We start from the raw sequence: 26181 nt of genomic DNA on the forward strand, positions 1-26181 counted from the left end.
GACGGTTGAGCCGACAACAGTGCCGACCGAAGGGTTATTCCGACCTTGGTCAACACTTTAGGAGTGGCTTATCTCACCGTCCGTCAAGTCCCGCCTACGGTCGCGTAGGTCACATTCGAAGGTGAATCATGACGGCTGTGGCAGACGATTCGAAGAGTGACAGCAGATCAGTGATCGGGTCGTACGTCGCGGTGGGGGACAGCTTCACCGAGGGCGTCGGCGACCCCGGTCCCGACGGGGCCTTCGTCGGATGGGCGGACCGCTTCGCGGTGCTCCTCGCCGACCGGCGTCCCGAGGGCGACTTCAGCTACACGAACCTCGCCGTGCGCGGCAAACTGCTCGACCAGATCGTGGCGGACCAGCTACCACAGGCCATCGAGCTGGCCCCGGACCTGGTCTCCTTCTGCGCGGGCGGCAACGACATCATCCGGCCGGGCACCGATCCCGACGAGGTGGCCGAGCGTTTCGAGCGGGCGGTCGCCCGCCTCACGCAGGCCGCCGGCACCGTCATGGTGACGACCGGATTCGACACCCGTGGAGTGCCCGTGCTGAAGCACCTGCGCGGCAAGATCGCCACCTACAACGGGCACGTACGGGCGATCGCCGACCGGTACGGCTGCCCCGTGCTCGACCTGTGGTCGCTGAAGTCGGTCCAGGACCGCAGGGCCTGGGACGGCGACCGGCTCCACCTCTCGCCCGAGGGCCACACGCGCGTGGCGCTGCGCGCCGGGCAGGTCCTCGGCCTGGAGATCCCGGCCGATCCCGACCAGCCCTGGCCGCCGCTGCCGCCGCGGGGCACGCTGGAGGTGCGGCGGGACAACGTGCAGTGGGCACGCGAGTACCTGGTGCCGTGGATAGGGCGCCGACTGCGCGGCGAGTCGTCCGGTGACCACGTCACGGCGAAGGGCGCGCTGTCACCCGAGGACATCAGGACACGGATCGCCTCCGTCGCCTGATGCCTGATGCCTGAGGCCTGACGGGGTGGGGCCCCCGGTGCGAACCGGGGGTCTCACGTCTGCGAAGCGGTCAACGCCGTCCGGTCCAGACCCAGTTCGCGCGCCAGTGCCTCGTCCACCCACTCCTGGGCCCGGGCCCGCGAGACCGCGCCGGCGTACGAGGTGAGCTGGACCGCCAGGCCGTCCAGCAGGGCCGTCAGGCGCAGGGCCGTGCCGAAGGGGTCGGGGCAGTGGAACTCGTCCGCGGCCACGCCCTCCGCGATGACCTCGGCGATCGCCGCCTTCCACCGCTTGTCGAGGTCCCGCGCCACCTCCCGCAACGCGGGCTCGCGCAGCGCCGCCGCCCAGCCCTCGATCCACAGCCGCCAGCCCTTGGCCTGGCCGGTCGGCGCGTACCAGCGCACGGCGGCGCGCAGTCGCCGTAGCGCCGTGGTGCGACGGCCGAGCAGCTTGCGCAGATGGGCCAGGTCGTCCTCGGCGGCAAAGGTGAACGCGGCGGCGACCAGCTTCTCCTTCGTCGAGAAGTGGTACAGCACCAGGGCGTTGCTGACGCCGAGGGCCGACGCCACGTCGGCGATCCTGACCGCCGCCACGCCCCGCGCCTCGATCTGCTGGATGGCCGCCCGCAGCAGTTCCTCACGCCGCTCGGCCACGCTCAACCGCACTCTCGCCACGCCGTCACCCTATTCCGTCGTCCCTGATGACGCCGGGTGGGACCGCTGTTCGACCGGTTCCACCGGGTACAGCTCGGTCCTGGCGATCGCCGCGTCGCGCTCGCCGGCCAGGGACGTGCGGCGCTCGTCGGCCAGGAACCCGTCGTAACCGGCCCGCGAGGCGAACTCGATCAGCTGGATCTCGTCCGGGCGGCCCTCGGCGCCGTGGGCCCGCGCACGCTGCAGGATCCGGCCGTCGTGCTCGCCCAGCAGGGCCAGGACCTTGTCCTCGTACGCGGCCAGGGCCCCGGCGGCGCCGGGACGCGCCCAGAGCAGACAGCACAGACGAATCGTCATGGTGTCCGACCCTATCCGGGGCGCGTCCCCAACCAACGCCCCGGATCGGCCGTTTCGCGCGGGTCGGCAGGTGTGCGGCGCCCGGCCCCGGACCGGTCTTCGCGCCGCCGTCCTCAGCGGTACCAGCCGTACCGCTCCGCGATCACCGGCAGCCGGTCCGCGACGATGGCGTGGGCAGCCGCGCGCGGGGTCGTGCCGTCGGCCTCCGCGCGGGCCAGCATCTGCTCGACCAGGGCCCGCATCGAGCGACGCGTGTGGGCGAACGCCTCGTCCGCGTCCGGTCCGATGTCGCCGAACAGGGTCCACCACCACCAGGCGTTGGTCCCGGAGTTGACGACGACGTCGGGCAGCACGGTGACACCGCGAGCGGCCAGCAGCTCCTCCGCCTCGGGCAGTACGGGCATGTTGGCCGCCTCGACGATCCAGCGGGCCCCGATCCGTTCCTGGTCCGCCGCGTCGATCGCGTACGAGACGGCCGCCGGCACCAGCACCTCCGCCTCGGCCGCCAGCCAGGCGTCGCCCGGCAGCTCCCGGTCCCCGGGCCGCAACACCGCCCGGTCCACGGTGCCGTACCCGTCGCGCGCCGCCAGCAGCGCCTCCACGTCGAGGCCGGCGGGGTTGGCGATGGTGCCCTTGATGTCGGCCACCGCCACGACCGTGAGCCCCGCGCGCGCGAGGAAGCGCGCCGTGGCCCCGCCCATGGTGCCCAGGCCCTGCACGGCGACCCGCGTCCCGGCGTGCGGCAGGCCCGCCCGGTCCAGGGCGGCCAGCGCCGACTCCGCGACGCCGCAGCCGCCCACCAGTTCGTCCAGCCCGATGCCGTCCACCTCGACGGCGAAGGCGTCCGCGAGCCGGCCCCGCGCGGTCACCTCGTCGTCGAGCAGCGGGTACACCGCCTGGATGGTGGAGACGAGCCCCGCCTCGGCCGCCGCCCGCTCCACCGTGTCCTGGGTCAGGCCGAGGTCCTCACCGGTGGTCCAGAAGCCTTCGACGTACGGCTTCATGGCGCGCAGGTAGCGCACCAGCAGTCCGTACGCCCCCGCGTCCCGGGGATCGCAGTCGATTCCGCCCTTGGCGCCGCCCAGCGGGACGTAACGGCCCTCGGGGTTGTAGTGCAGCGCCTCCTTCATGGTCATCCCGCGGGCGAGGCCGGTGACCTCGTCCAGCGTGCATCCCTCGCGCATCCGCAGTCCGCCGCTGGCGACACCGCGCACCAGCCGGTCGACGACCAGGAAGCCCTGACGGCCGGTGATGTGGTCGGTCCAGGTGAGCGACATCAGGGGGGTGGTCATGGGGTCTCCTCGGAGACGGCGATCAGACGGGACCGGGCGGCGGGGGCGAGTGCCCCGGGCGGGTGGTGCCGGAGGGAATTACTGAATCGTCGGTCAGTGTCGAGAGGGTGCCTCCGCTTGTCAACGGAACGCGGGAGAGGGGTGAGCCCACCGCGCCGACGAGGGTCCGTGACGGTGGCGGGAATGGGCGCCGGGCGCCCCCGGTTGCCCTGGTGGTGGCTCCGCTTCCCGCGGGAGGCGGGCGCCGCGGTGCGCAGGTGGGCCGGGGAGCGGCAGCGGGACCTCTGCCTCGCAGAGGCCGTGGGCGGCCGTATCTTTGGGCTTTCCTTGGAAAGAGCCCGCCGGGACCGCGTGACTCGGGTGTTGTCAGTGGAGCCGACCATAATGGAATGCCTCACCGACTCCACCTGGAGGTACCGTGTCCGGTTTCCGTCCCCTGAGCTCCGGGCTCAAGGCGCTGCAGCCCGAGGCTTTCGGCGCGGATCCCACCGGTGAGCGCCTGGCGCGCATCCGCAGATCCCCGCACTTCAAGGACGGGGTCTTCCAGAATCCCGGCGGCCAGACGGGCCGCCCCTCCATCTCGATGGTGGACTTCGCGAAGGTCTACTTCGACAAGGACGAGCGGCCCCGCCGCGGCCCGCGGGGCACGATTCCCGTGCACCCCACCACCCTCGCCGACATCGCGAAGCCGCCGGCCACCGGGCTGCGGCTGACCTGGATGGGGCACTCCAGCGTGCTCGCGGAAATCGACGGGCACCGGGTGCTCTTCGACCCCGTCTGGGGTCAGCGCTGCTCCCCGTTCCCCTTCCTCGGCCCCAAGCGGGTGCACCCGGTGCCGCTGCCGCTGGCCGCGCTCGGCCCGGTCGACGTCGTCGTCATCTCGCACGACCACTACGACCACCTGGACCTGCCCACCATCAAGGCGCTGGCCGACACGGACACCCTCTTCGCCGTCCCGCTCGGCGTCGGCGCCCACCTCGAACACTGGGGAGTCTCCGCCGACCGGCTGCGCGAGCTGGACTGGCACGAGGCGACGAAGGTCGGCGGCCTCACGCTGGCCGCGACTCCGGCCCGCCACTTCTGCGGCCGCGGGATGCGCAACACCCAGCACACCCTGTGGGCGTCCTGGTCCGTCGCCGGGGACGAGCACCGCGTCTACCACAGCGGCGACACGGGCTACTTCGACGGCTTCCGGGACATCGGCGCCGAGTACGGCCCCTTCGACGCCACGATGATCCAGATCGGCGCGTACTCCGACTTCTGGCCCGACATCCACATGACGCCCGAGGAGGGCATGCGCGCCCACCTCGACCTTCAGGGCGGCAGGCCGCACGGCGTGATGCTGCCGATCCACTGGGCCACCTTCAACCTGGCGCCCCACCCGTGGGCCGAGCCCGGCGAGGGCACCATCGAGGCCGCCCACGCCACCGGCTCCCGCATCGCCCTGCCCCGCCCCGGCGAGCCCTTCGAACCCACCGCCGAGACGGTCCCCTCCGACCCCTGGTGGCGCCGAGTCGCCCACGCCCCCGACGGCGGCTGGCCGACGGCCGTCGCCGGAGCGGCGGTCAAGACGGCGGCGGACTCCGCGGCCGACGACCAGACCGACGTGCGGCGGGGCGCCGACGAGGGCACCGGGGAGCCGGAGGCGGTGCCCGCCGGCTGAGGCCGGTGCGGGGCCGCTCCGGGACGCCTGGGGCGGTGAGTACGGAGGGCGCGGCGGCTCGGGTGGCGAGTTCGGCGCAGTGCGGCCCGCGCCGGTGGCGCGGGCCGCCCCCTGTTGGGTGATGGTCGCGTCCTCGTGGTTGACACGGACAGTGACGTTCAAGGGGTGACTCCGGTGGGCGGAATCGGGGTTGAATCGGTCCCGTCGGGGTGGTGAGCGGACAAGTGATGAACGGTGTTCCCGGCCCGTTCCCTGTCCACCCCGCAGTCACGGCGGCGCGGCCGCTGCGTCGCCGCGACTGCTTCTGACCAGCTCTGATCGATCCGTTCTTGAGTGGGATCGCGCGTCCCCTGGGTTTATCGGTCTGTCGTACGACGCCTCATACCAGAGCGGGACGCTCTGCGTGGGACTTTGTCAACTGCCCACCGCACATGATGCCTTGCCGACTACTGTGAGTGTCCGTCGGGCGATGCGGGGCCGAATTCCTGTCCCCCTCTCGACCGACACGACGGCGCATGCCCGAACCGCGCACGCCCGCGCCCCAGGCACCGACGGACCAGCACGACGAGGAATCCGATGTCTCACCTCCGCGCACCGGCCGCACGCGCAGACCGCCGCGAGGGCGGACGGCACGGACGACCGGTCGCCCGCACAGCGCCCTCGCTGCCCGAAACCCACATACGGCCCCAGCTGCTCCGGCTCGCCGTGCTGCCGCCCGTCGCGGTCGCCCTGAGCGCCAGCGCGGCCGTCCTGTTCACGGTCCGCTCCACCGGAGCCCGCCCCGGCCTCACCCTGTGGGGCGTCCTCGCCGGCGCCGTCTCCGTCACGCTGGCGGGCATCGTGATCGCCGCGGTCGCCGCAGACCGGGCCGCCAGGTCAGTGAGCGACCGCATCGGCGTCCTGCGCCGCAGCACCGCCCGCGGCGAAGCCGACCTGCGCGCCCTCGTCGAGGCGCTGCGCCGCGGCGACGCCCCGCCCCAGAGCAAGCCCCGCGGCGCGCCCGCTGACGACGCCGAGGATTTCGAGCTGCTCGCCGCCGACCTCGCCCGCGCGCACGACGGCGCCGTCACCGCCGTCGTGCAGGCCGCCCAGCTCTCCAGCCAGGCCGGCAGCGAGCAGAAGCTCGAGGTCTTCGTGAACCTCGCCCGGCGGCTGCAGTCCCTGGTGCACCGGGAGATCTCGATCCTCGACGAGCTGGAGAACGAGATCGAGGACCCGGACCTGCTCAAGGGCCTCTTCCACGTAGACCACCTCGCCACCCGGATCCGACGGCACGCGGAGAACCTCGCCGTCCTCGGCGGCGCGGTCTCCCGCCGCCAGTGGAGCCACCCCGTCCCCATGACCGAGGTGCTGCGCTCCGCCATCGCCGAGGTCGAGCAGTACTCCCGGGTCAAGCTGGTGCCGCCGATCGACGGCACCCTGCGCGGCCACGCCGTCGCCGACGTCATCCACCTGCTGGCCGAACTCGTCGAGAACGCCTCGGTGTTCTCCGCCCCGCACACCCAGGTCCTGCTCCGCGCCACCCTCGTCACCTCCGGCCTCGCCGTCGAGGTCGAGGACCGGGGCCTCGGTATGCCCGTCGCCGAGCAGAAGAAGATGAACGCGCTGCTGGCCGACCCCGACCAGGTCAACGTCGCGAGCCTGCTCGCCGACGGCCGGATCGGACTGTTCGTGGTCTCGCAGCTGGCGCGTCGGCACGGCATCAACGTCCGGCTGCAGACCAACATCTACGGCGGCGTTCAGGCCGTACTCGTCGTACCGCAGGGGCTGCTGGGGCCGACGCCCGGCCTGCCCGGGGGCGTGGCGCAGCCGCAGGGCGGCACCGGCGGTACGGCAGCGGTCGTACCGCCCCAACTCCCTCAGCCGCAGCCGCAGTCACCGCCCCGGACCGGAGCCGACGTCACCACCGGGCGCCGGTCCGCGCCTCCTGCTTCCCCATCGCGTCACGGTGGGCAGTGGGACGCCGACGGCACCCGCTCGCCCCTCCACAACGGCAACGTGTCGCACGGAGCCACGGCAGGCGGCGGTCCCGCGCCCCTGCCGGTGCGCGGCTCCCACGAGGAGCGGCCCAACCCGGCGGAGGCGGTGCCCGGTATCCGGCCCGACGACCGGCACCTCGTCGCGGACCACGTGACCGCGCCGCCCACGGCCCGCGGCGGCACCGTCCGCGGCACCATGGGCAGGCCCCCGCAGCTGCCCCGCCGCCGCGCCCAGGAACACATCGCGCCCCAGCTGCGCGACGGTCCGGCACCCCGCCAGGACACCGACCACGTCGCCGGTCACGACCCCGGACTGATGGCCGCCTTCCAACGCGGCATCGGTCTCGCCGAGGCCCAGCAGCACCTGGAGTCGGAGCCCCTGGAGTCAGCGCACCCGGAGTCCGCCCACCTGCCGTCGGAACACATCGGGGCTGCGCACACAGGGGCGGACCACATGTCGTCACCGCACATGGAGCGTCCGCACCGGTTCCCCACCGAACGCCTGGACGCTTCCCGCACGGACGTCACCGCCACCACCCCGCCGCGCCCCATGGACGTCTCACCCATGGCCGTCTCACCCATGGACCCGGCCCACATAGCCCAGGCGCGCCCCGCCTCCGCGCGCGGCACCGACCACCCCACCCGGCACGACGGGAGCGCACCCGCCGGATGACCACCGCAGCCTCCACCCCCGCCCCCACCGCTCCCGCAGACCTTCGTACCCCAAGGAGTCGATCCACCATGGCGAGCGATGCACCGACCGGCCATGCATCCGATCTCGACTGGCTGATGAGCGGCCTCGTGCAGCGCGTACCGCACACCACCAGCGCGGTACTCCTCTCCTGCGACGGGCTCGTGAAGTCGGTCCACGGCCTCGACGCGGACAGCGCCGACCACATGGCGGCCCTGGCCTCCGGCCTGTACTCCCTCGGCCGCAGCGCCGGGATCCGCTTCGGCGACGGCGGAGAGGTCCGCCAGGTCGTCGTCGAACTCGACTCGACGCTGCTGTTCGTGACCACCGCGGGCTCCGGGACCTGTCTCGCCGTGCTCGCCGGCCGCGAGGCCGACGCGGCCGTGCTCGGCTACGAGATGGCCATGCTGGTCAAGAGCGTCCGCCCGTACCTGGCCACCGCACCCCGGCAGCACGCCGTCGAACCCACGGCGATGAGGCCTTGAACGTGGCGGCGGCGGGCGACGGGCCCTGGCTCGACGACGCGGCCGGCCGGCTGGTGCGCCCCTTCACGGTGAGCAACGGCCGCACCCGGCCGACCATCTCCCTCGACCTCCTGTCGCACGTGATGGCCACCGGCGCCACGCCTCTCGGCTATCTCGGCCCCGAGCACCAGCAGGCCATCGACCTGTGCCGGGCACCCGTCTCGGTCGCCGAGCTGGCCGCCCACCTCAAGCTGCCGGCGGTGGTCACCAAGGTGCTGCTGTCGGACCTCGTCGACTGCGGGGCGCTGACCACCAAGCCCCCCGAGTTCCACCACGCCCCGACCGACCGGGCCCTACTGGAGGCAGTGCTCGATGGACTACGACGACAGCTCTGACCCCTTCCCGACCGCACTGAAGATCCTGGTCGCGGGAGGGTTTGGAGTCGGCAAGACGACCTTCGTGGGCGCGGTGAGCGAGATCGCGCCGCTGAGCACGGAGGAGCTGCTCACCACGGTCAGCGCCGCGACCGACCGTCTCGACGGGATCGAGAACAAGGTCGAGACGACGGTGGCCATGGACTTCGGCCGCATCACCCTCGATCCGGAGCATGTGCTCTATCTGTTCGGCACACCCGGGCAGGAGCGGTTCTGGTTCATGTGGGACGAACTCTCCGAAGGGGCGCTCGGCGCGGTCATCCTGGCCGACACCCGCCGCCTGGAGGAGTGCTTCGCCGCGGTCGACTTCTTCGAGCAGCGCGGCCTCGGCTTCATCGTCGCCATCAACGAGTTCGACGGCTCCTACCGCTACGACCCCGAAGAGGTCCGAGCCGCCATCGACCTGCCCCCGGAGATCCCCGTCGTGCGCTGCGACGCCCGCATCTCCAGTTCGGGCGTGCAGACCCTGCTCACCCTCGTCCGCCACCTCATAGCACACGCCCCGGCCCACGCGCCGAGCCACGGCGCCCCCATGTGAGTCCCGAACACCCGCCATGGAGCCCCTACATGACCTGCGTCCCCAGTGACGGAGCCCGCCCATGAGGTACGACCCGTCGCGTCCCGCCGGTCGACTGCTGCTCACCCCGGAGGACAAGGAGGCCCCCGCCCGCACCCGGCGCCTGTGCCAACTCGGCCTGAACGAACGCCCGGACCCCGCTCTCGACGCCTACGCCGGCCGCCTCGCCGAGGTGACCGGGGCGCCGTACGCAATGGTCAACTTCATCGACGAGAACCGGCAGTTCTTCGCGGGCCTGCACGTGCCGGAGGTACCGCCGGCCGTCGTCGTCAGGGCCGACGGCAGCGCACCGGTGCTCGGCCGTGAACTCACCCGCGACCACGGCTTCTGCCCCCATGTGGTGGTCCGGCGCAAGGCGCTGGTGCTGGAGGACGTGCGCGACTACCCGCGGTTCGCGGGCAACGCGATCGTCGACGAGTTCGGCATCCGCTCCTATCTGGGCGCACCACTCGTCGACGGTACGGGCATGGTGCTCGGCACGGTGTGCGTGGCCGACGTGGAGCCGCGGCCGTGGGGCAGGCCCGGCCTGGAGAGCATCAAGGCATCGGCGGCGGAACTGGTGGCGCGGCTGGAGCGGCGCGAGGCGGACGGGCTTCCGCTGCTGTGACCGGGGGACCGGCCGCCTCACTAGCCGACCGGTCTAATACGTCCGTACACTGTCCGCATGGGACGCACCAGCGACGCCAAGCAGAAGATCCTCGGTGCCGCACGCTCGCTGATCGAGGGGCGCGGCTACTCCGCCCTGGGCGTGGCCGAGATCTGCAAGGCCGCCGGGGTGCCGAAGGGGAGTTTTTACTACTTCTTCGAGTCCAAGGAGGCGCTCGCGCTCGCCGTCGTCGACGAGCACTGGGCGGCCCAGAAGCGCGACTGGACACGCGCCCTGGGCGGCGACGAGGAGCCGCTGCGGCGGCTGCGGCGGCTGTTCGAGGAGACGGAGGCCGGACAGCGCGCCGTCCAGGAGGGCTGCGGCACCGTCTCGGGCTGCCTGTTCGGCAACCTCACCCTGGAGCTGAGCAACCAGACCGAGGCCGTCCGCGAGCGGTTGCAGGAGATCTTCGAAGCGCAGATCGACATGGTCGAGGCGGTGATCACCGAGGCTCGTGAGCGCGGTGAGACCACCGCCACCGACACCCGCGCGGCCGCGCGCGCGGTGGTGGCCCAGCTCGAGGGCCAGGTGATGTTCGCCAAGCTCTACAACGACACCGGCCGACTGAGCCCCCTGTGGGACAACTGCCGGGCGCTGCTCGGCGCCCCCGCGGCCTGACCGCCGGGGGCCAGCCGGCACAGGGCCGAGCCGATGGATTCAGGGCCGAGCTGACGGGTTCCAGCGGCGTCGCGACGCCCCGGCACGCTTGCCCGCTGCCCGCTGCCCGCTGCCCGCTGCCCGCCGGCCGACTGCGCCCCCTGTGGGACAACTGCCGGGCCCTGCTCGGCGCCCCCGCGGCCTGACCGCCGCTCGCGCCGGACGCCGCAGCCCGTTCCGCGCCGGCCATCACACGCCCTAGTAACCCCGCCAGACGTTGTCGAACGCCGCGTCCTCGATCTGGCGCCGTTGCCGTACGGCCTCCAGTTCCATCACCGCGTTTCCGACGGCGGCCAGCACGGTCGTGGCCGTCTCGCCCGCCAACTCCTCCGGGATCTCGGGCGGTTCGGCACCGATACCGGCCGCGGCGGCGAGCGCGCCGAGGACGGGCTCACCCGCCGCCCGGCGCTCCTCGGCCGCGCGCCGGGCCGCCGAGTCGACCAGCACCGACCGCCCGGTCCGCAGCGGAATGCGGCGGCCCCGCGGCCGGGCCGTCAGCCCGACGCGCTCCAGGTCGTCGACGTAGGCCGCGGACAGCCCGCGGCCCCGGCGCCACAGCCAGTCCTCGACCGACTCGTACGGTTCCTGCCGTACGAGAGCCGCGGCGGCCTCGTCCAACAGCCGGTCGCCCGTGGGGGACTGGGCGCTGGGCAGGATGCGGTCGCCGTCCAGGACGAGGGCCTTCGCCTCGACGAGGTCGAACACCTCGGCCGCCGCGAGCGCGAGCGACAGGTCGCCCTGTTCCAGCGGCTTGTCGGCCGCCGCGTCCAGGGCGACGATCGCGAGGTCCCGTGCGGTGGTCATGTGCGGCTCCACGTCAGTCGGCCGAGTGCGGGGCGAGCGCGCCCGCTTCCTCGTTCGATTGTCGCCGCCCCGCCGGTTCCGTGCGTCGCGTTACGACCATGTGGTGCGGGAAACCGACGCGCAGCACGGCGGCGGCCGCGGCCGCGGCGAGGACGACCAGGGCGGCCAGGAGCAGCGTCTGCCGGTATCCGTGGTGCAGCAGCGGCGCCACCGCCAGGGGGCCGAGGATCTGGCCGACGGAGTACCCGGCGGTCAGCAGGGCGACCGAGCGCGGGAAGCGCAGGTGGGCCCCGGTGGCGAGGGCGAGCGTGCTGACGCCGATGAACGTGGCGCCGAACAGCACCGCCGAGCCGTAGGCGGCGGCCGTACCGCCGGCCAGGGCGGGCAGGGCGATCCCGGCCGCCTGCACCACCAGGGCCGTGGCCAGCAGCCCGGGACGGGACCAGCGGCGCCCCAGCCGCGCCCACAGCGCCGAGGACGGTACGGCGGCCAGCCCCACGAGCACCCAGGCGCCGCTGCCGACCGGGCCGGGGGCCTCCTGCCCGATCGCCGCGACCAGGAAGGTCCCGGCGACGATGTACCCGACGCCCTCCAGGGTGTAGCTGACGAACAGCGCGCCGAACCAACGGTGCGTACGGGGCCGCGCGCCGCCCTCGGCCCCCCGGGCGGCGGGCGCCGCCTCCGGCCGCAGGTTCCAGCAGGCGGCGGTGAGCAGCGCGGTGAGGGCGGCCGCCGCCCACCAGGCCGTACGCCAGTCGCCGAAGGACCGCAGGACCAGGACCAGGACCAGCAGGCCGGACAGGGCGATTCCGCCGCCCACGCCGCCGAACGCCCAGCCGGACAGGTGCGGCGGACGGTCGCGCAGGTGGTGCAGGAGGGATCCGGCCGCGACGACGAACACCAGGGCGCTTGCCGCCCCTGCCGCCAGCCGCAGCAGCGCCCAGACGGCCGTGCTGTGGGTGAGCGGCATCGTCGCGAGCGTCCCGGTCAGCAGCAGCAGCGACCCGCGCAGCACGGCGGGCGAGCGGGTCAGGGCGGGGGCCAGGATGCCCGCGAGCGCCCCGAGCAGGTAGCCGACGTAGTTGGCGGTGGCCAGGTTCGCTCCGGATGCCGCGGACAGGCCCGCCCCGGTGTGCATCAGGGGCAGGATCGGGGTGTAGACGAAGCGGCCGACCCCCATGCCCGCCGCGAGTGCGGCGGCGGCCCGGGCGACATGGGCCCAGGGGGAGGAGTCCCTCATCGGCCCGGATCGTTCGGGTGGGACTCCAGCGGGGTGACCGTGACGGCCATCCACGGGCGCAGCGGCAGCGTGCCGAGCACCTTCTCGTGCAGCTCCGCCTCGTCGGTGGCCCGCCAGACGCCGATGCTGCGCAACTCGCCCACCGGACGCCAGAGCCGGGCCAGATGGCCGGTGGCGGCCAGTTCCGCGGCGCGGACGGCCTCGGCGGCCCGCCGCCGGTCGACCTCGTCCTGACCGGTGCCCTCGGGGACGGTGGTGGTGATCTCGACCAGGAACTCTCGCATGACGCACTCCGTTCGCGCTCGTCGGTGGGCCCATCGTGCGCCCGTCCCCGGCACGCCTTCCACGACCGGCTTCCTCGCTGCTGATAGGCCCGGCCTACCAGCGCGCCGTAGCATGGCGCGCGTGGAACTTCGCCAGCTGCGGTACTTCGTCGCGGTCGCCGAGGAACTGAACTTCGGCCGTGCCGCCGAGCGGCTGCTCATCGCAGGCCCCTCGCTCTCCCAGCAGATCAAGGCACTCGAACGCGACCTCGGAGTACGGCTCTTCGACCGGGACCGCCGCTCGGTCTCCCTCACGGCGGCCGGCGCCGACCTGCTGCCGCACACCCGTGCCCTGCTGGAGCGGGCGGACGACCTCGAGCGCCGGGCCGGCCGGCTGTCCGGTTCCCAGCCGGTACGGCTCGGATACGTCAACTGGCTGCCCGCCGACCTGGCTTCGCGCACGGCCTCGGTCGCCCAGGTCCGGGTCGACGCGTGGGTCGCCCCCTCCCACACCCAGGCCGCCCGGGTCTCCGACGGGAGCCTGGACCTCGCCGTGTGCTGGGTGCGCGAGGAGGACCTGAAGCGACTGGGTCTGCGGGCCCGGCTGATCGGCGCCGACCGGCTCTACGCCGTCGCCAAGGGCACCGACACCGGCGAGGTGGCCGCGGGGGAGACCGACGTCCTCATCGACGACGACATCACCTCATGGCAGTCCTGGAACGTCTACGCCGAGGAGCTCGCCCTCGGCGCCGGGGCCCGTCCGGTGCGCATCTCCGACGGAGCCGTCACCGGCCCCGCCTTCTTCGACCACGTCCGCCGCTGCACCCGTCCGGTCCTCAACTCCCCCAAGGGGCAGGGCGATCCGATCCCCTCCGACCTGGTCCGCCGCGAGATCGTCGCCCCGAAGGTGTACTGGACCTGGTCGCTCGTGTGGCGCGAGAAGGAGGACAGGCCTGCCGTCCTCGCCACCGTCGACGCCTTGTGCGAAGGCGTCGGCGACCTCGGGATCCATGCCCCGGACGCCTGGCTGCCCGCCGGCGATCCGTACGCGCTCCCGGGCTGACCTGCGCTGGGAGGATCAGCCTCCCACGCGGTAGAGAACCGATCCTTCCGCCGCCCTGCGATCCGGCCTACCTTCCACATAGTCGACCGGTCGGCTAGTAACCGGTCATCACTTCGGAGAAGGTCACCATGAGCACGCAGAACCAGAAGGTCGCGATCGTCACCGGCGCCTCCCAGGGCATTGGCGCCGCCCTCGTCGAGGGCTACCGCAAGCTCGGCTACGCCGTCGTCGCCACCTCGCGCACCATCGCCCCCGTCGACGACGCCGGCGTCCTCACCGTCCAGGGCGACATCGCCGACCCGGCCACCGCCGAGCGCGTCGTCGCGGCCGCCGTCGAGCGGTTCGGGCGGATCGACGCCGTGGTCAACAACGCGGGCGTCTTCGTCGCCAAGCCGTTCACCGACTACACGGCCGAGGACTACGCGGCCGTGACCGGCATCAACGTCGCCGGCTTCTTCCACCTCACCCAGCAGGCCGTCCCGCACCTGCTCGCCCAGGGCGGCGGCCACATCGTCAGCGTCACCACCAGCCTGGTCGACGCCGCCGACTCCCGGGTCCCCTCGGTCCTGGCCTCGCTCACCAAGGGCGGTCTGCAGTCCGCGACCAAGTCCCTCGCCATCGAGTACGCCACCCGCGGCATCCGGGTCAACGCGGTCTCGCCCGGCACCATCAAGACCCCCATGCACCCGGCCGAGACCCACGACTTCCTCGCCGCCCTGCACCCCGTCGGCCGAATGGGTGAAGTGGGCGACATCGTCGACGCGGTGCTCTTCCTGGAGACGGCCCCCTTCGTCACCGGGGAGATCCTGCACGTCGACGGCGGCATGAGCGCCGGCCACTGACACCTTTCGAGGAGCAGCCATGACCAGCACGACAGCAGACGAGGCCGTCCTGCGCGGCGTCCTCGACCGGTGGAAGGCCGCGGTCGACGAGCACCGGCCGGAACTCGTCGCCTCGGTCTTCACCGAGGACGCGATCTTCCAGGGGCTCCACCCCTACAGCGTCGGACGGCGGGGCGTCGCCGAGTACTACGATTCCCAGCCGCTCGGCATGAAGGCCGCGTACCGCGTCCTGGAGACCCGGCGGCCCGCCGACGGACTCGTCCTCGGCTACCTGGCCGTCGAGTTCTCCTTCACCGACCGGCCCGCCCTGGACGTCAAGCTCTCGGTCCTGGTGACCCGGGAGGGCGACGAGTGGTACATCGCCCACTACCAGGTGTCCCAGGCGTGACGCGCTCCCAGGCGTGAAGCGGATCTGCGGCGCGGCTTAAGAAACTCTCGATGGACCGGGGGAGGGACCGTGCGGCAGATTGCTACGCGATCCCACCCCTCTCCCCGGATGCGGGCTTCCTCGGCATGCCCGCGCCCGGGGTCTCACCGTCAGGAGCCCTAGCGTTGAAGGCGCTGGTCAAGGAGAAGGCGGAGCCCGGGCTGTGGCTCGCGGACGTCCCGGAGCCCACGGTCGGACCCGGTGACGTACTGATCAAGGTGCAGCGCACCGGCATCTGCGGCACCGACCTGCACATCCGCTCCTGGGACGGCTGGGCACGGCAGACGATCCGCACGCCGCTCGTGCTCGGGCACGAGTTCGTCGGCGAGGTCGTCGGGACCGGGCGGGACGTCGCGGACATCAAGGCCGGCGACCGGGTCAGCGGGGAGGGCCACCTGGTGTGCGGCAAGTGCCGCAACTGCCTCGCCGGCCGCCGCCACCTGTGCCGGGCCACGATCGGGCTCGGCGTCGGCCGGGACGGGGCCTTCGCGGAGTACGTCGCCCTTCCCGCCGCCAACGTCTGGGTGCACCGTGTACCGGTGGACCTCGACGTCGCGGCCATCTTCGACCCGTTCGGCAACGCCGTGCACACCGCGCTGTCCTTCCCGCTGGTCGGCGAGGACGTGCTCATCACCGGCGCCGGGCCGATCGGTCTGATGGCCGCCGCCGTGGCCCGGCACGCCGGCGCCCGCAACGTCGTGATCACCGACGTCAGCGAGGAACGGCTGGAGCTGGCCCGCAAGATCGGCGTGAGCCTGGCCCTGAACGTCTCGCAGTCCCGGATCGCCGACGGACAGCGGGAGTTGGGGCTGCGGGAGGGGTTCGACATCGGCCTGGAGATGTCCGGCCGGCCCGAGGCCATGCGGGACATGATCGCCAACATGACGCACGGCGGACGTATCGCCATGCTCGGCCTGCCCGCCGAGGAGTTCCCGGTCGACTGGGCCCGTATCGTCACCTCCATGATCACCGTGAAGGGCATCTACGGCCGGGAGATGTTCGAGACCTGGTACGCGATGTCGGTGTTGCTCGAAGGCGGCCTCGACCTGTCGCCCGTGATCACCGGCCGGTACGGCTACCGCGACTTCGAGGCGGCGTTCGCCGACGCGGCGAGCGGCCGCGGCGGCAAGGTCATCCTCGACTGGACCGCGTAAGTCATCAGCATCCATAGGAGCTTTGAGATGTTCGACTCCGTGCGCGACGACCTGCGCGCCACCCTCGACGAGATCCGCGCCGCCGGCCTGCACAAGCCCGAGCGGGTGATCGGCACCCCGCAGTCCGCGACCGTCAACGTCACCGCGGGCGGCCGCCCCGGCGAGGTCCTCAACTTCTGCGCCAACAACTACCTCGGCCTGGCCGACCACCCCGAGGTGATCGCCGCCGCCCACGAGGCCCTCGACCGCTGGGGCTACGGCATGGCGTCCGTGCGGTTCATCTGCGGTACGCAGGAGGTGCACAAGCAGCTGGAGGCGCGCCTGTCGGCGTTCCTCGGCCAGGAGGACACGATCCTGTACTCCTCCTGCTTCGACGCCAACGGCGGTGTCTTCGAGACCCTGTTGGGCCCGGAGGACGCGGTGATCTCCGACGCCCTCAACCACGCCTCCATCATCGACGGCATCCGGCTGTCCAAGGCGCGGCGCTTCCGCTACGCCAACCGTGACATGGCCGATCTGGAACGGCAGTTGAAGGAGGCCGCGGGCGCGCGGCGCAAGCTGATCGTCACCGACGGCGTGTTCTCGATGGACGGTTACGTCGCGCCGCTGCGCGAGATCTGCGACCTCGCCGACCGCCACGACGCCATGGTCATGGTCGACGACTCGCACGCCGTCGGCTTCGTCGGCCCCGGCGGCCGCGGCACCCCCGAACTGCACGGCGTCATGGACCGCGTGGACATCATCACCGGCACCCTCGGCAAGGCACTCGGCGGCGCCTCGGGCGGCTACGTGGCGGCCCGAGGCGAGATCGTCGCCCTGCTGCGCCAGCGCTCGCGCCCGTACCTCTTCTCCAACACGCTCGCACCGGTGATCGCCGCCGCCTCCCTGAAGGTCATCGACCTGCTGGAGTCGGCGGACGACCTGCGCGTCCGGCTGGCCGAGAACACCGCCCTGTTCCGCCGCCGGATGACCGAGGAGGGCTTCGAGGTCCTGCCCGGCGACCACGCCATCGCCCCGGTGATGATCGGCGACGCCGCGAAGGCCGGCCGGCTGGCCGAGCTGCTGCTGGAGCGCGGCGTGTACGTGATCGGCTTCTCCTACCCCGTGGTGCCGCAGGGCCAGGCCCGTATCCGCGTGCAGCTGTCCGCCGCGCACTCCACCGAGGACGTGGACCGGGCCGTCGACGCCTTCGTGGCCGCGCGGGCGCAGCTGGAGGCCGAACGGGTCTGAGGGCCCGGGGGTGTCTGTTTGAGACAATCGGATCCATGATCGAAGCGCGGCGGCTCCACATCCTCCGTGCGGTGGCCGACCACCGCACGGTGACGGCGGCTGCCGCCGCGCTGTACCTGACCCCCTCGGCGGTCTCCCAGCAGCTGACGGCCCTGGAGCAGGAGACCGGTCACCGCCTGGTCGAGCGCGGCGCCAAGGGCGTGCGGCTGACCCCGGCCGGCGAGATCCTGCTCAGCCACACCAACGCGGTCCTGGCCCAGCTGGAGCGGGCGGAGGCCGAGCTCGCCGCGTACGGCTCGGGCGCCGCCGGTACCGTCACCGTCGCCGCCTTCGCCACCGGCATCGCCCAGGTCGTCGCCCCCGCGGTGGCCCGTCTCGCAGAGTCGGCGCCCGGTATCCGCATCCGCGTCCAGGACGCCGAGGGCGACGCCAGCCTGCCGATGGTGCTGGACCGGCAGGTCGACGCGGCCGTCGCCGTCGAGTACCGGGGCGCCCCGCCCGCCGACGACCCGCGGCTGACCCACGTGTCCCTCTACGCCGAGCCGTTCGACGCGGTCGTGCCCGTGCGCCACCGGCTGGCCGAGGCCGCCGAGATCCCGCTCGCCCACCTGGCCAAGGACGCGTGGATCGGCCCCTACCCCGGCAACCCGTGCCACGACGTGGTCGTCCTGGCCTGCGAGAGCGCCGGGTTCCAGCCGCGCCTGGAGCACTCCTCGGACGACTTCCGCGCGGTCGTCGCCCTCGCCTCGGCCGACGCCGGCGTGGCGCTCGTACCGCGGTCGGCGCTGAGCGGGATGGACCTCACCGGCGTCGTCGTACGCCCCGTCGACGGTGTCGCGCCCACGCGCCGGGTCTTCGCGGCCGTACGGCGCGGGGCCGAGGAGCATCCCCTGATCCGCCCCGTGCTGGAGGCGCTGCGCGAAGCGGCAGGTGTGAAGACGCCGTAACCTGTCTGTTTCATATCCGGGATATCGTCCCTGATGTGAAACGCGATGAACGTGCCGGGGAGCCCCCGGTCCCGGACCCGGTCGACGCCCGGCTCGCCGCGCGCCTGGCCGAGCTGCGCGCCGAACACGGCTGGTCGCTCGGCGAGCTGGCGGAACGCAGCGGCATCAGCAGATCGACCCTCTCCCGTGCCGAAAGGGCGGAGATCAGCCCCACCGCCGCACTCCTCAACCGCCTCTGCGGGGTCTACGGGCGGACCATGTCCCGGCTGCTCGCCGAGGTGGAGGCGGAACCCACGCTTGTGGTGCCGGCCGCCGAGCAGCCGGTGTGGCGGGACCACGCCTCCGGCTTCGTACGACGATCCGTCTCGCCCCCGCACGCCGGGCTGCGCGGCGAACTCGTCGAGGGTCGGCTCGCGGCGGGGGCCGACATCTCCTACGACCGTCCGCCCGTACCCGGTCTGGAACAGCACATCTGGGTGCTGGAAGGAGCACTCGACGTGACGGCGCGGGAGACGGAGCACCACCTCGGCACGGGGGACTGCCTGCGGCTGCGGGTGTGGGGGCCGACGCGGTTCCGGTGCGCGGGCCCGGTGGACGTGCGCTACGTGCTGGCGGTGGTGCTGCCGTGATCGTGGAGCGCGTGGACCACGCCGAACTGCTCGCGTCCGCGGCCGGACTGGCCGACCTGCTGGTCGACACCGTCGAAGGCGGCGCCTCCATCGGCTTCCTCGGGCCCCTCGACCGGGCGGAGGCCCTGGCCTGGTGGCGGGAGCGCGCCGTCGGCGTCGCGTCGGGCCGGCTCGCGGTGTGGGTGGCCCACGGCGGCGGTCGGCCGGTCGGCACGGTGAGCCTGGCCTTCCCGGACAAGCCCAACAGCCGCCACCGGGCCGAGCTGGTGAAGCTGATGGTGCACCGGGACGCCCGCGGTCGGGGCCTCGGCCGTCTGCTCCTGGCCACGGCGGAGGAAGCGGCCGCCGCGTCCGGCATCACCCTGCTGCACCTGGACACCGAGACCGACAGCCCCGCCGAGCGGCTGTACCGGACGGCCGGCTGGAGCCGCATCGGTGCGATCCCGGACTACGCGGCGGCCCCGGACGGAGTGCTGAGGCCGACGTCGATCTACTACAAGCCCCTTCGCCGCGAGACCGGCGCCGAGGCTCCCACCAGGTGATTGTCAGTGGGGGCGGCTAACGTGCGGGGCATGCCCGACGCCGAAGACGTACGCCGAATCTGCCTCGCCCTGCCGGACACGACGGAGAAGATCGCCTGGAGCATGCCCACCTTCAGGGTCGCGGGGAAGATGTTCGCCACGCTGCCCGAGGACGAGACCTCCATCGCCGTGCGCTGCCCCAAGGAGGAGCGCGACGAACTGGTGCTGGCCGAACCGGAGAAGTTCTGGATCGCCGACCACGAAGCGCAGTTCGCCTGGGTCAGGGCCCGCCTCGCCGCGATCGAGGACGAGAGCGAGCTGCGCGACATACTCGCCGACTCCTGGCGCCAGGCCGCCCCGTCCCGACTGCTGGACGCCTACCCGGAGTTGGGGGCGCCGTCCGCGGACTGACCGGCGGGGGTACCGGTGCCGGGCGGCACGACCCGGTGCCGGGCGGTGGGACCCGTGGGCGGCCGCGGGGTCGGCGAAAAGGCGTGCGCGACCATGGACCCGAGTGCGGTATGGTTTCCCTGCGTGTTCGGCCCGGGGAAACCCCAGGTCAGACGGCACCGGGACGTGGCGCAGCTTGGTAGCGCACTTGACTGGGGGTCAAGGGGTCGCAGGTTCAAATCCTGTCGTCCCGACGGTGCGAAGGGTCTTCGTGGGCGAGAGCCGGCGGGGGCCCTTCTTCGTGCGTCCGCTCACGAACGGCGGCCGAACAGGCGCTTCAAGAGTCCTTCGGTCGGGGCCTCGTCATCGGAGCAGGTGCAGCGCTGTGAGCGCGGGACTCCGGCGAGTACCTGCTCGACGTGCATGCCGCAACCCCGGTATGTGATGCCCTTGCACTTTCGGCAGACCGCTTGTCGGCACATGAGGTGTTCTCCTTCGGGTCGGTCTACGGGATCGGTCAACGGGATCGGGATTCGGGTTGGTCTTCGGGGTCGAGAGGGTCGACGGTGATCAGGCGAGCGACAGGAAGAGCTTCTCCAGGCGGGCGCGGGTGCGCTCCTGACCCTCGGCCGGGTCCGCCGCGCTCTCGGCGTCCACGACGCACTGCTGCAGGCCGGTCGCGATGATCGCGAAGCCCGCGCGGTCGAGCGCCCGGGACGCCGCCGCGAGCTGCGTGACGACGTCCTCGCAGTCCCGCCCCTCCTCGATCATCCGGATCACTCCGGAGATCTGTCCCTGCGCCCGCCGCAGTCGGTTCAGCACCGAGCGCAGCTCCGCGTCCGTCGGTTCGAACTCCATGATCACTCTCCTCTCGCATACCCCCGGGGGTAATTGTACGTGAGGTGGCGGACCGACCGGGAAGGGTGGCCCTGGGAAGATCTGCCGAAGCCCGTCCGCCACCGAAGGGAAACCGCGTTGACCAGTGCCGTCGAAGCAGCGGAGGGGTCGGTTCTCTGGTCCCAGGAGGTTCTCGGGCTGTGTGCCGTCGCGGGGCCCGGCGGGTCGGTCAGGCTGGGGGCACCCGGACAGGACTGGGACACCCTGCTGCCCCTGGTGGAGATCACCGCCACAGGGCACGGGCGCAACTGGTCGGGGGAACGGTTCATCGACACCGCGATCGGCGAGCGCCTCGCCCACCGCGGCCACCGGACGGTCCAGGACGGGGAGTGGCGACGCACGACGATCACGCTCGCGGATCCGGTGACCGGCCTCGCCGCCGAGGTGAGTCTGCGGACCTGTCCCGGCGCCGGTTTCGTCCGCTCACAGGTGCGCCTGGTCAACCAGGGCGGCGCGCCGCTCCGACTGGAGAGCGTGTCGAGCCTCGCGCTCGGCGGTCTCGCCGACGGCGCCCTCGACGGCCTCACCCTGCACTGGGCGGACAACGACTGGCTCGCCGAGTGCCGTTGGCGGCAGGCCCCGTTCCGCGACCAGGTCGTCCGGCTGAGCCGGTCCGCTCACGGCCACGAGGGGCGCGGCTGCTTCGAGCGCTACTCGCAGGGCAGTTGGTCGACGGGCCGGCATCTCCCGGTCGCCGCGCTCACCGACCCGGCGGGACGCGCGTGGCTGTGGCAGATCGAGTCGAGCGCCGGCTGGCGCTACGAGACCGGCGAACGCGAAGGCGCCGCCTACCTCGCCCTGTTCGGCCCCGACGAAGCCCATCACCAGTGGAGTCGGCTCCTCGCGCCCGGTGAGGAGTTCAGCACCGTCCCCGTGACCCTCGCAGGTTCCGGAACCGGCGGGCTGGACGCCGCCTTCGGGCAACTCACCGACTGCCGCCGCCGGATGCGCCGCGGCCACCCGGACCGCACGACCCTCCCGGTGATCTACAACGACTACATGAACACCCTGATGGGCGACCCCACCACCGAAAAACTCCTGCCGCTCATCGAAGCGGCGGCCGCCGCCGGCGCCGAGGTCTTCGTCGTCGACGCCGGCTGGTACGACGACGACGCCCAGGGCTGGTGGGACGCCGTCGGCGCCTGGGAGCCCTCCGGCCGTCGCTTTCCGGGCGGCATCCAGCGGGTTCTGGACGCCGTCAGGGAACACGGCATGACACCGGGCCTGTGGCTGGAGCCCGAAGTGGTGGGCGTCCGCAGCCCGTTGGCGCGCACCCTGCCGCCCGAGGCGTTCTTCCGCAGGGGCGGCATACGGGTCACCGAACACGGCCGCCACCACCTGGACCTGCGCCACCCGGCCGCCCGCGCCCACCTCGACCGGGTCGTCGACCGGATCGTGGGGGAGTGGGGAGTGGGCTATCTGAAGCTCGACTACAACATCAACGTCGGGCCGGGCACCGAGAGCGGCGAGGAGAGCGCCGGTGCGGGGCTGCTCGGGCACCATCGCGCCCACCTCGACTGGCTGGGCGCCGTTCTCGACCGGTATCCCCGTCTCGTCCTGGAGAACTGCGGCTCGGGCGGCCTGCGCATGGACTACGCCCAACTCGCCGTCACCCAGGTGCAGTCCACCAGCGACCAGCAGGACCCCCTGCGCCTGCCGCCCATCGCGGCCGCCGCCGCCACCGCGGTGACGCCCGAGCAGGCCGCCGTATGGGCCTACCCCCAGCCGCACTTCGACCCGGACCTGATCGCCTTCACCCTCACCGGCGCGATGGCGGGGCGCTTCCACCTGTCCGGGTTCCTCGACCGGATGGACCGGGAACGGTTCGACCTGGTCCGTACCGGCCTGGCCGTCTACAAGGAACTCCGCGCGGGGATTCCGGGCAGCCTGCCCTTCTGGCCGCTCGGCCTGCCCTCGTGGGAGGACTCCTGGATCGCGTTCGGGCGGCGTGGAACCGACGCCGACTGGCTCACGCTGTGGCGACGGGCCCCGGCCCCCGGTGACGACGCCGACGACGGCACCCGCACCGTCCCCCTCGACCACCTCCGCGGCGCCCGCCTCACCCCCACGCTCCTCTACCCGGCCACCGCCGACGCCACCGCCGCCTGGGACGCCGCCCACGGCCGACTCACCGTCTCCTTGCCGCGCCCCGGCACCGCCGTACTCCTCCGCCTCGACGGCGGGGCGCCGCCCCCGGGCCGAGATGACTGACGGCTACGGGCCCGGCGTGGCCACGGAAGTTCCGGGGGTGCCCGCGTGCGGGGGCGGCATCCACGGCATGATCAGTGGATGGACACCGTGGACGACCGGACGGGTGGTGGGAGCGTGGACGAGCAGGCGGAGATCACGTCGCCCAAGGACGCCGCGGACAACGCGCTGGTGCTGGCCTTCGGGCGGCTGCAGGGGGCCGCGAACCGGCTGGAGTACATCCTCGGCCGGGCGCTGGAGCGGGAGTGCGGCATCAGCCACCTGATGTTCGAGGTGCTGCTCATCCTGGGGCGGGCGGAGGGGCCCGGGCTGTCGATGCGGGCCATCGCCCAGGAGCAGGTGCTGACCACGGGCGGCGTCACGCGCCTGGTGGACCGGATGGAGAAGGCGGGGCTGGTCACGCGCGCCGAGGACCCCGACGACCGGCGCGGCCGGCTGGTGAGGCTGACCCCGCTGGGCGAGGAGACCGTCGTACGGGCCTCCCGGCTGCACGTGGAGAACATCCGACGCCATTTCCTGGCGCCGCTCCCGCCCGAGGACCGTGACCGGTTCGCCGAGGACCTGCGCATACTCAGCCACTCGGCACGCGACGAGCTGCCCCGGCTTCCCTGAGAGGCCTCCGGGCGCCCACCGAACCACTGGCAAGCGAGCGTGCGGCGATCGCCCCTACCGCTGGCGGAATATCTGACGAGTCAGTTACTGTTCTGTCAGGTGAATCGCTCGCAGTCGGCGAGCACCGCACCCTGCCGAGGTCCTCGATGAAGCTCGTTCACGTCTACACGCTCACCGAGCGGGCCCCTTCTCGCCGTCGACGGTGACCGCGCCACGGTCCTGGCCCAGGGACACGCCACCGCCGACGACATCGACCGACGCCTCGCGGTCCTCGGCACCCACTGATCTCCCGTCCCCACACCCTTCCCTCGCAAGGAGCCATCGATGAGCACCCTCTCCTTCAAGGTCCTCGATCTCGACTTCCCGGCCGGCAGCAAGAACAAGACGGCCACCCTGGTCACCGGCGAGAGCGACGCGCTGCTGGTGGACGCCGCCTTCACCCGCGCCGACGGCCACCGGCTGGCCGCCGAGGTCCTCGACTCGGGCAAGCGCCTGACGACCGTCTTCGTCTCCCACGCCGACCCCGACTTCTACTTCGGTGCCGAAGTCCTCGCCGACGCCTTCCCCGAGGCGAAGTTCGTCGCCACCCCGCTCGTCATCGAGCACATCACCCACTCCTACGAGGGCAAGCTCAAGGCCTGGGCGGCCCTCGGGGCGAACCTGCCCACCCGCCTGGTCGACCTGGAGCCCCTGACCGGCGACCTCACCCTGGAGGGCCACCGCTTCGAGCTGAAGGGCGGCCCGGCCGGCCTGCCCGACCGGCACTACCTGTGGCAGGCCGAGCACCGCGCCCTCCTCGGCGGCGTCCTGCTCTTCCAGCAGGAGCACGTCTGGGTAGCCGACACCCCCACCCCCGGCGACCGCGCCGCCTGGATCGACCTGCTCGACGAGATGGCCGCCCTCGACCCCGCGCTGGTCGTCCCCGGCCACCGCCTGCCCGGCACCGCGGCCGACGCCTCCGCCATCACCGCCACCCGCGACTACCTGCTCGCCTTCGAGGAGGAACTGGGCAGGGCCGCCGACGGTGCCGCGCTGAACGACGCCCTGGTCAAGCGCTTCCCCGACAACGGCATGCTGATCGCCGCCCAGATCGGCTCCAAGGTCGCCAAGGGCGAGATGCAGTGGGGCTGACCATGGGCGAGTTCACCACCACCTCCACCGCGCCCGCCGACGTCGTCCGCCGCCAGTACCTGGCCTCCGCGGCCGGCGACCTGGCAGCCCTGCGGGCCACCCTCGCCCCGGACGTGGAGTGGACGGAGATGGCCGGCTTCCCGCTCGCCGGCACCTACCGCACCCCCGAAGGCGTCACCTCGAACGTCATGGAGAAGCTCGGCCAGGACTGGGACGGCTGGACCGCCCACGACGACACCTACGTCGTCGACGGCGAGAACGTCGTCGTCCTGGCCCGCTACACCGCCGTCAACAAGGCCACGAGCAAGCCGATCGACGTCCGCGTCGCTCACCACTTCGTCGTACGCGGCGGACTCATCGTCCGCTTCGAGCAGTTCGTCGACACCGCGCTCGTCCGCGACGCCATGCAGAACTGACCGCCGCTCACCCGCCGCCGTCGAGGTCCGTGCGCTGCCGGAGCACCCGCAACTCGTCGCGGTGCAACCGCATCTCGTACAGCTTGCCGCGGGCGTTCTCGAACGGGCGGTGCAGAATCATCATCAACCGGCCCTCGAAGGTGTGGAACAGCATGCCGTGCCCGCTGTCGTCGCGGACCAGAGGCCGGCGCTGTTCCCACGGACCCCGCAGCTCACCGGAGTTCGAGACGGCGTAGGTCTGCACGTATCCGCCGCCGAGGCCGCCGTCCTCGCCGGCCCGGTTCTTCTCGTACGTCGACCACAGCATCAACAGTGAGCCGTCCGGGGTGCGATGCAACTGCGGGCCGTCCGTGACGTACGGCGGCAACTGGTGCGGTACCCCGGCGGGGATCTGCTCCCCGAGCCAGGAGGCGTCCGAGCCCTTGAAGAGGAAGACGGGGTCACCGACGGTCCGCGTCAGGTCCGGGGCCAGCCGGATCGCCTCCATCGTCCCGTCGACGGTCTGCAGCCACTCGTGGGCGTACACCATCCACGGCTGCCCGGACGGGTCGACGTACAGCGTGCCGTCGAGGGTCATGAGGTGTTCGGGCGGTGTGGGGCGGGAGGCGTCGACGAGCGTGAACGGCCCGAGCAGCGAGTCGGACACGGCGGTGACCGTGCCGCGCCGGTGGTTCGGCAATTGGAACGGCGTGCCGTAGCGGCCCGGAGGCGACACCGGCAGCGGCCTGCTCTCGTCGTGCAGGGTGGTGAACAGGTAGTAGCGGCCGCCCCATTCGTGCACCTCGGGCGCCCATCCGCCGTCGGCCGCCCACGGCTCCCTCTGTTCGGCGGTCAGGAAGACCACCGTCGGACGCGTCCAGTCGCGCAGGTCGCGGCTGCGGTAGACCATCGTGCCGACGCCCTCCACACCGGACACCGACGGGTCGTTGGAGGTGTAGAGGCAGTAGGTGCGGGTGCCGCCGTCGGCGACGACGAACGGGTCGTGCAGCGGCATCTCGGCCAGCCGCATCACTTCGCTATCGGCCATGATCGAAGAAT

29 protein-coding genes and 1 tRNA gene are annotated in these 26181 nt (G+C 72.5%); 22 read left to right on the forward strand and 8 right to left on the reverse strand.

From position 1 onward, the window contains the following. The first annotated feature begins 170 nt into the window (after positions 1-170). On the forward strand, positions 171-956 hold the full coding sequence (locus FBY22_RS11035; protein ID WP_142147528.1) for an SGNH/GDSL hydrolase family protein: 786 nt from the start codon (positions 171-173) through the stop codon (positions 954-956). 53 nt (positions 957-1009) lie between these two features. Here the strand turns inward: FBY22_RS11035 and FBY22_RS11040 are convergent, their stop codons facing one another. From FBY22_RS11040 to FBY22_RS11050, 3 genes are all read right to left on the reverse strand, one after another. Beyond that, positions 1010-1630 (reverse strand): TetR/AcrR family transcriptional regulator, encoded by a 621-nt coding sequence (locus tag FBY22_RS11040; protein ID WP_313905368.1) that lies wholly within the window; start codon positions 1628-1630, stop codon positions 1010-1012. A gap of 9 nt (positions 1631-1639) precedes the next feature. Continuing rightward, on the reverse strand, positions 1640-1966 hold the full coding sequence (locus FBY22_RS11045; protein WP_142144559.1) for a hypothetical protein: 327 nt from the start codon (positions 1964-1966) through the stop codon (positions 1640-1642). 113 nt (positions 1967-2079) lie between these two features. After that, positions 2080-3258: a glutamate dehydrogenase gene (locus FBY22_RS11050; RefSeq protein ID WP_142144561.1), complete on the reverse strand. Its 1179-nt coding sequence runs from the start codon at positions 3256-3258 to the stop codon at positions 2080-2082. A 418-nt stretch (positions 3259-3676) separates the two neighbouring features. Here FBY22_RS11050 and FBY22_RS11055 point away from each other — a divergent pair, with 418 nt between their 5' ends. The 7 genes from FBY22_RS11055 (at position 3677) to FBY22_RS11085 (ending at position 10330) form a co-directional block, all read left to right on the forward strand. Continuing rightward, positions 3677-4921: an MBL fold metallo-hydrolase gene (locus FBY22_RS11055; protein WP_142144563.1), complete on the forward strand. Its 1245-nt coding sequence runs from the start codon at positions 3677-3679 to the stop codon at positions 4919-4921. 576 nt (positions 4922-5497) lie between these two features. Beyond that, on the forward strand, positions 5498-7573 hold the full coding sequence (locus FBY22_RS11060) for a sensor histidine kinase KdpD (RefSeq protein WP_142144565.1): 2076 nt from the start codon (positions 5498-5500) through the stop codon (positions 7571-7573). A gap of 68 nt (positions 7574-7641) precedes the next feature. Then, complete coding sequence (locus FBY22_RS11065; RefSeq protein WP_142144567.1) at positions 7642-8076, forward strand: roadblock/LC7 domain-containing protein; 435 nt, start codon at positions 7642-7644, stop codon at positions 8074-8076. A 2-nt stretch (positions 8077-8078) separates the two neighbouring features. Continuing rightward, a complete protein-coding gene (locus FBY22_RS11070) occupies positions 8079-8450 on the forward strand; it encodes a DUF742 domain-containing protein (RefSeq protein WP_142147532.1) in 372 nt (123 codons plus the stop codon). Then, positions 8428-9027: an ATP/GTP-binding protein gene (locus tag FBY22_RS11075; RefSeq protein WP_142144569.1), complete on the forward strand. Its 600-nt coding sequence runs from the start codon at positions 8428-8430 to the stop codon at positions 9025-9027. The genes FBY22_RS11070 and FBY22_RS11075 overlap by 23 nt, the downstream gene beginning before the upstream one ends. Positions 9028-9088: 61 nt before the next feature. Then, positions 9089-9673, forward strand: a complete 585-nt coding sequence (locus FBY22_RS11080) for a GAF domain-containing protein (protein WP_142144571.1) — start codon at positions 9089-9091, stop codon at positions 9671-9673. A 57-nt stretch (positions 9674-9730) separates the two neighbouring features. Next, complete coding sequence (locus FBY22_RS11085; RefSeq protein WP_142144573.1) at positions 9731-10330, forward strand: TetR/AcrR family transcriptional regulator; 600 nt, start codon at positions 9731-9733, stop codon at positions 10328-10330. Positions 10331-10567: 237 nt separating this feature from the next. Here FBY22_RS11085 and FBY22_RS11090 read toward each other — a convergent pair whose 3' ends face one another. The 3 genes from FBY22_RS11090 to FBY22_RS11100 are packed head-to-tail and all read right to left on the reverse strand — an operon-like array spanning position 10568 to position 12697. Further along, complete coding sequence (locus FBY22_RS11090) at positions 10568-11173, reverse strand: GPP34 family phosphoprotein (RefSeq protein ID WP_142144575.1); 606 nt, start codon at positions 11171-11173, stop codon at positions 10568-10570. A 13-nt stretch (positions 11174-11186) separates the two neighbouring features. Continuing rightward, positions 11187-12413 carry a YbfB/YjiJ family MFS transporter gene (locus FBY22_RS11095; protein ID WP_174267123.1) on the reverse strand — a complete coding sequence of 409 codons (1227 nt, stop codon included), beginning with the start codon at positions 12411-12413 and terminating at the stop codon, positions 11187-11189. Beyond that, positions 12410-12697, reverse strand: a complete 288-nt coding sequence (locus FBY22_RS11100; protein ID WP_142144577.1) for a muconolactone Delta-isomerase family protein — start codon at positions 12695-12697, stop codon at positions 12410-12412. The genes FBY22_RS11095 and FBY22_RS11100 overlap by 4 nt, the downstream gene beginning before the upstream one ends. Before the next feature lie 112 nt (positions 12698-12809). Here FBY22_RS11100 and FBY22_RS11105 point away from each other — a divergent pair, with 112 nt between their 5' ends. From FBY22_RS11105 to FBY22_RS11150, 10 genes are all read left to right on the forward strand, one after another. Beyond that, the gene (locus tag FBY22_RS11105) at positions 12810-13739 is read left to right on the forward strand and encodes a LysR family transcriptional regulator (protein ID WP_142144579.1); all 930 of its coding nucleotides are present in this window, start codon (positions 12810-12812) and stop codon (positions 13737-13739) included. 128 nt (positions 13740-13867) lie between these two features. Next, positions 13868-14581, forward strand: a complete 714-nt coding sequence (locus tag FBY22_RS11110; RefSeq protein ID WP_142144580.1) for an SDR family NAD(P)-dependent oxidoreductase — start codon at positions 13868-13870, stop codon at positions 14579-14581. 19 nt (positions 14582-14600) lie between these two features. Continuing rightward, positions 14601-14969: a nuclear transport factor 2 family protein gene (locus FBY22_RS11115; RefSeq protein ID WP_142144581.1), complete on the forward strand. Its 369-nt coding sequence runs from the start codon at positions 14601-14603 to the stop codon at positions 14967-14969. Between the two features lie 164 nt (positions 14970-15133). Next, a complete protein-coding gene (gene tdh / locus FBY22_RS11120; protein WP_142144583.1) occupies positions 15134-16162 on the forward strand; it encodes an L-threonine 3-dehydrogenase in 1029 nt (342 codons plus the stop codon). Positions 16163-16189: 27 nt separating this feature from the next. Continuing rightward, on the forward strand, positions 16190-17392 hold the full coding sequence (locus FBY22_RS11125; protein ID WP_142144585.1) for a glycine C-acetyltransferase: 1203 nt from the start codon (positions 16190-16192) through the stop codon (positions 17390-17392). Positions 17393-17427: 35 nt separating this feature from the next. Beyond that, complete coding sequence (locus tag FBY22_RS11130) at positions 17428-18339, forward strand: LysR family transcriptional regulator (RefSeq protein ID WP_142144587.1); 912 nt, start codon at positions 17428-17430, stop codon at positions 18337-18339. Between the two features lie 35 nt (positions 18340-18374). Beyond that, entirely contained in the window at positions 18375-18968 is a 594-nt protein-coding gene (locus FBY22_RS11135) for a helix-turn-helix domain-containing protein (protein ID WP_142144589.1), read from the forward strand. Next, the gene (locus tag FBY22_RS11140; RefSeq protein ID WP_142144602.1) at positions 18965-19510 is read left to right on the forward strand and encodes a GNAT family N-acetyltransferase; all 546 of its coding nucleotides are present in this window, start codon (positions 18965-18967) and stop codon (positions 19508-19510) included. The genes FBY22_RS11135 and FBY22_RS11140 overlap by 4 nt, the downstream gene beginning before the upstream one ends. A gap of 30 nt (positions 19511-19540) precedes the next feature. Next, entirely contained in the window at positions 19541-19900 is a 360-nt protein-coding gene (locus FBY22_RS11145) for an MmcQ/YjbR family DNA-binding protein (protein ID WP_142144604.1), read from the forward strand. A gap of 159 nt (positions 19901-20059) precedes the next feature. Continuing rightward, positions 20060-20133: transfer RNA gene (locus tag FBY22_RS11150), tRNA-Pro, on the forward strand. Between the two features lie 316 nt (positions 20134-20449). On the opposite strand, the gene FBY22_RS11155 is transcribed toward FBY22_RS11150, so the two are convergent. Beyond that, positions 20450-20737 (reverse strand): metal-sensitive transcriptional regulator, encoded by a 288-nt coding sequence (locus FBY22_RS11155; protein WP_142144606.1) that lies wholly within the window; start codon positions 20735-20737, stop codon positions 20450-20452. Between the two features lie 117 nt (positions 20738-20854). Between FBY22_RS11155 and FBY22_RS11160 the strand changes: the two genes are divergently transcribed. The 4 genes from FBY22_RS11160 to FBY22_RS11175 all read left to right on the forward strand — a co-directional run bounded on the left by FBY22_RS11160 (position 20855) and on the right by FBY22_RS11175 (position 25143). Further along, positions 20855-22987, forward strand: coding sequence for an alpha-galactosidase (locus FBY22_RS11160; RefSeq protein WP_142144608.1), 2133 nt, complete (start codon positions 20855-20857; stop codon positions 22985-22987). A 114-nt stretch (positions 22988-23101) separates the two neighbouring features. Beyond that, positions 23102-23596: a MarR family winged helix-turn-helix transcriptional regulator gene (locus FBY22_RS11165; protein WP_142147536.1), complete on the forward strand. Its 495-nt coding sequence runs from the start codon at positions 23102-23104 to the stop codon at positions 23594-23596. A 324-nt stretch (positions 23597-23920) separates the two neighbouring features. Next, entirely contained in the window at positions 23921-24727 is an 807-nt protein-coding gene (locus FBY22_RS11170) for an MBL fold metallo-hydrolase (protein WP_142144610.1), read from the forward strand. 2 nt (positions 24728-24729) lie between these two features. After that, positions 24730-25143: a nuclear transport factor 2 family protein gene (locus FBY22_RS11175; protein WP_142144612.1), complete on the forward strand. Its 414-nt coding sequence runs from the start codon at positions 24730-24732 to the stop codon at positions 25141-25143. Between the two features lie 7 nt (positions 25144-25150). Here the strand turns inward: FBY22_RS11175 and FBY22_RS11180 are convergent, their stop codons facing one another. Beyond that, entirely contained in the window at positions 25151-26170 is a 1020-nt protein-coding gene (locus FBY22_RS11180) for a glycoside hydrolase family 43 protein (protein WP_142144614.1), read from the reverse strand. Positions 26171-26181 lie beyond the last annotated feature (11 nt).

Source organism: Streptomyces sp. SLBN-31 (genome assembly GCF_006715395.1).
Lineage (GTDB): Bacteria > Actinomycetota > Actinomycetes > Streptomycetales > Streptomycetaceae > Streptomyces.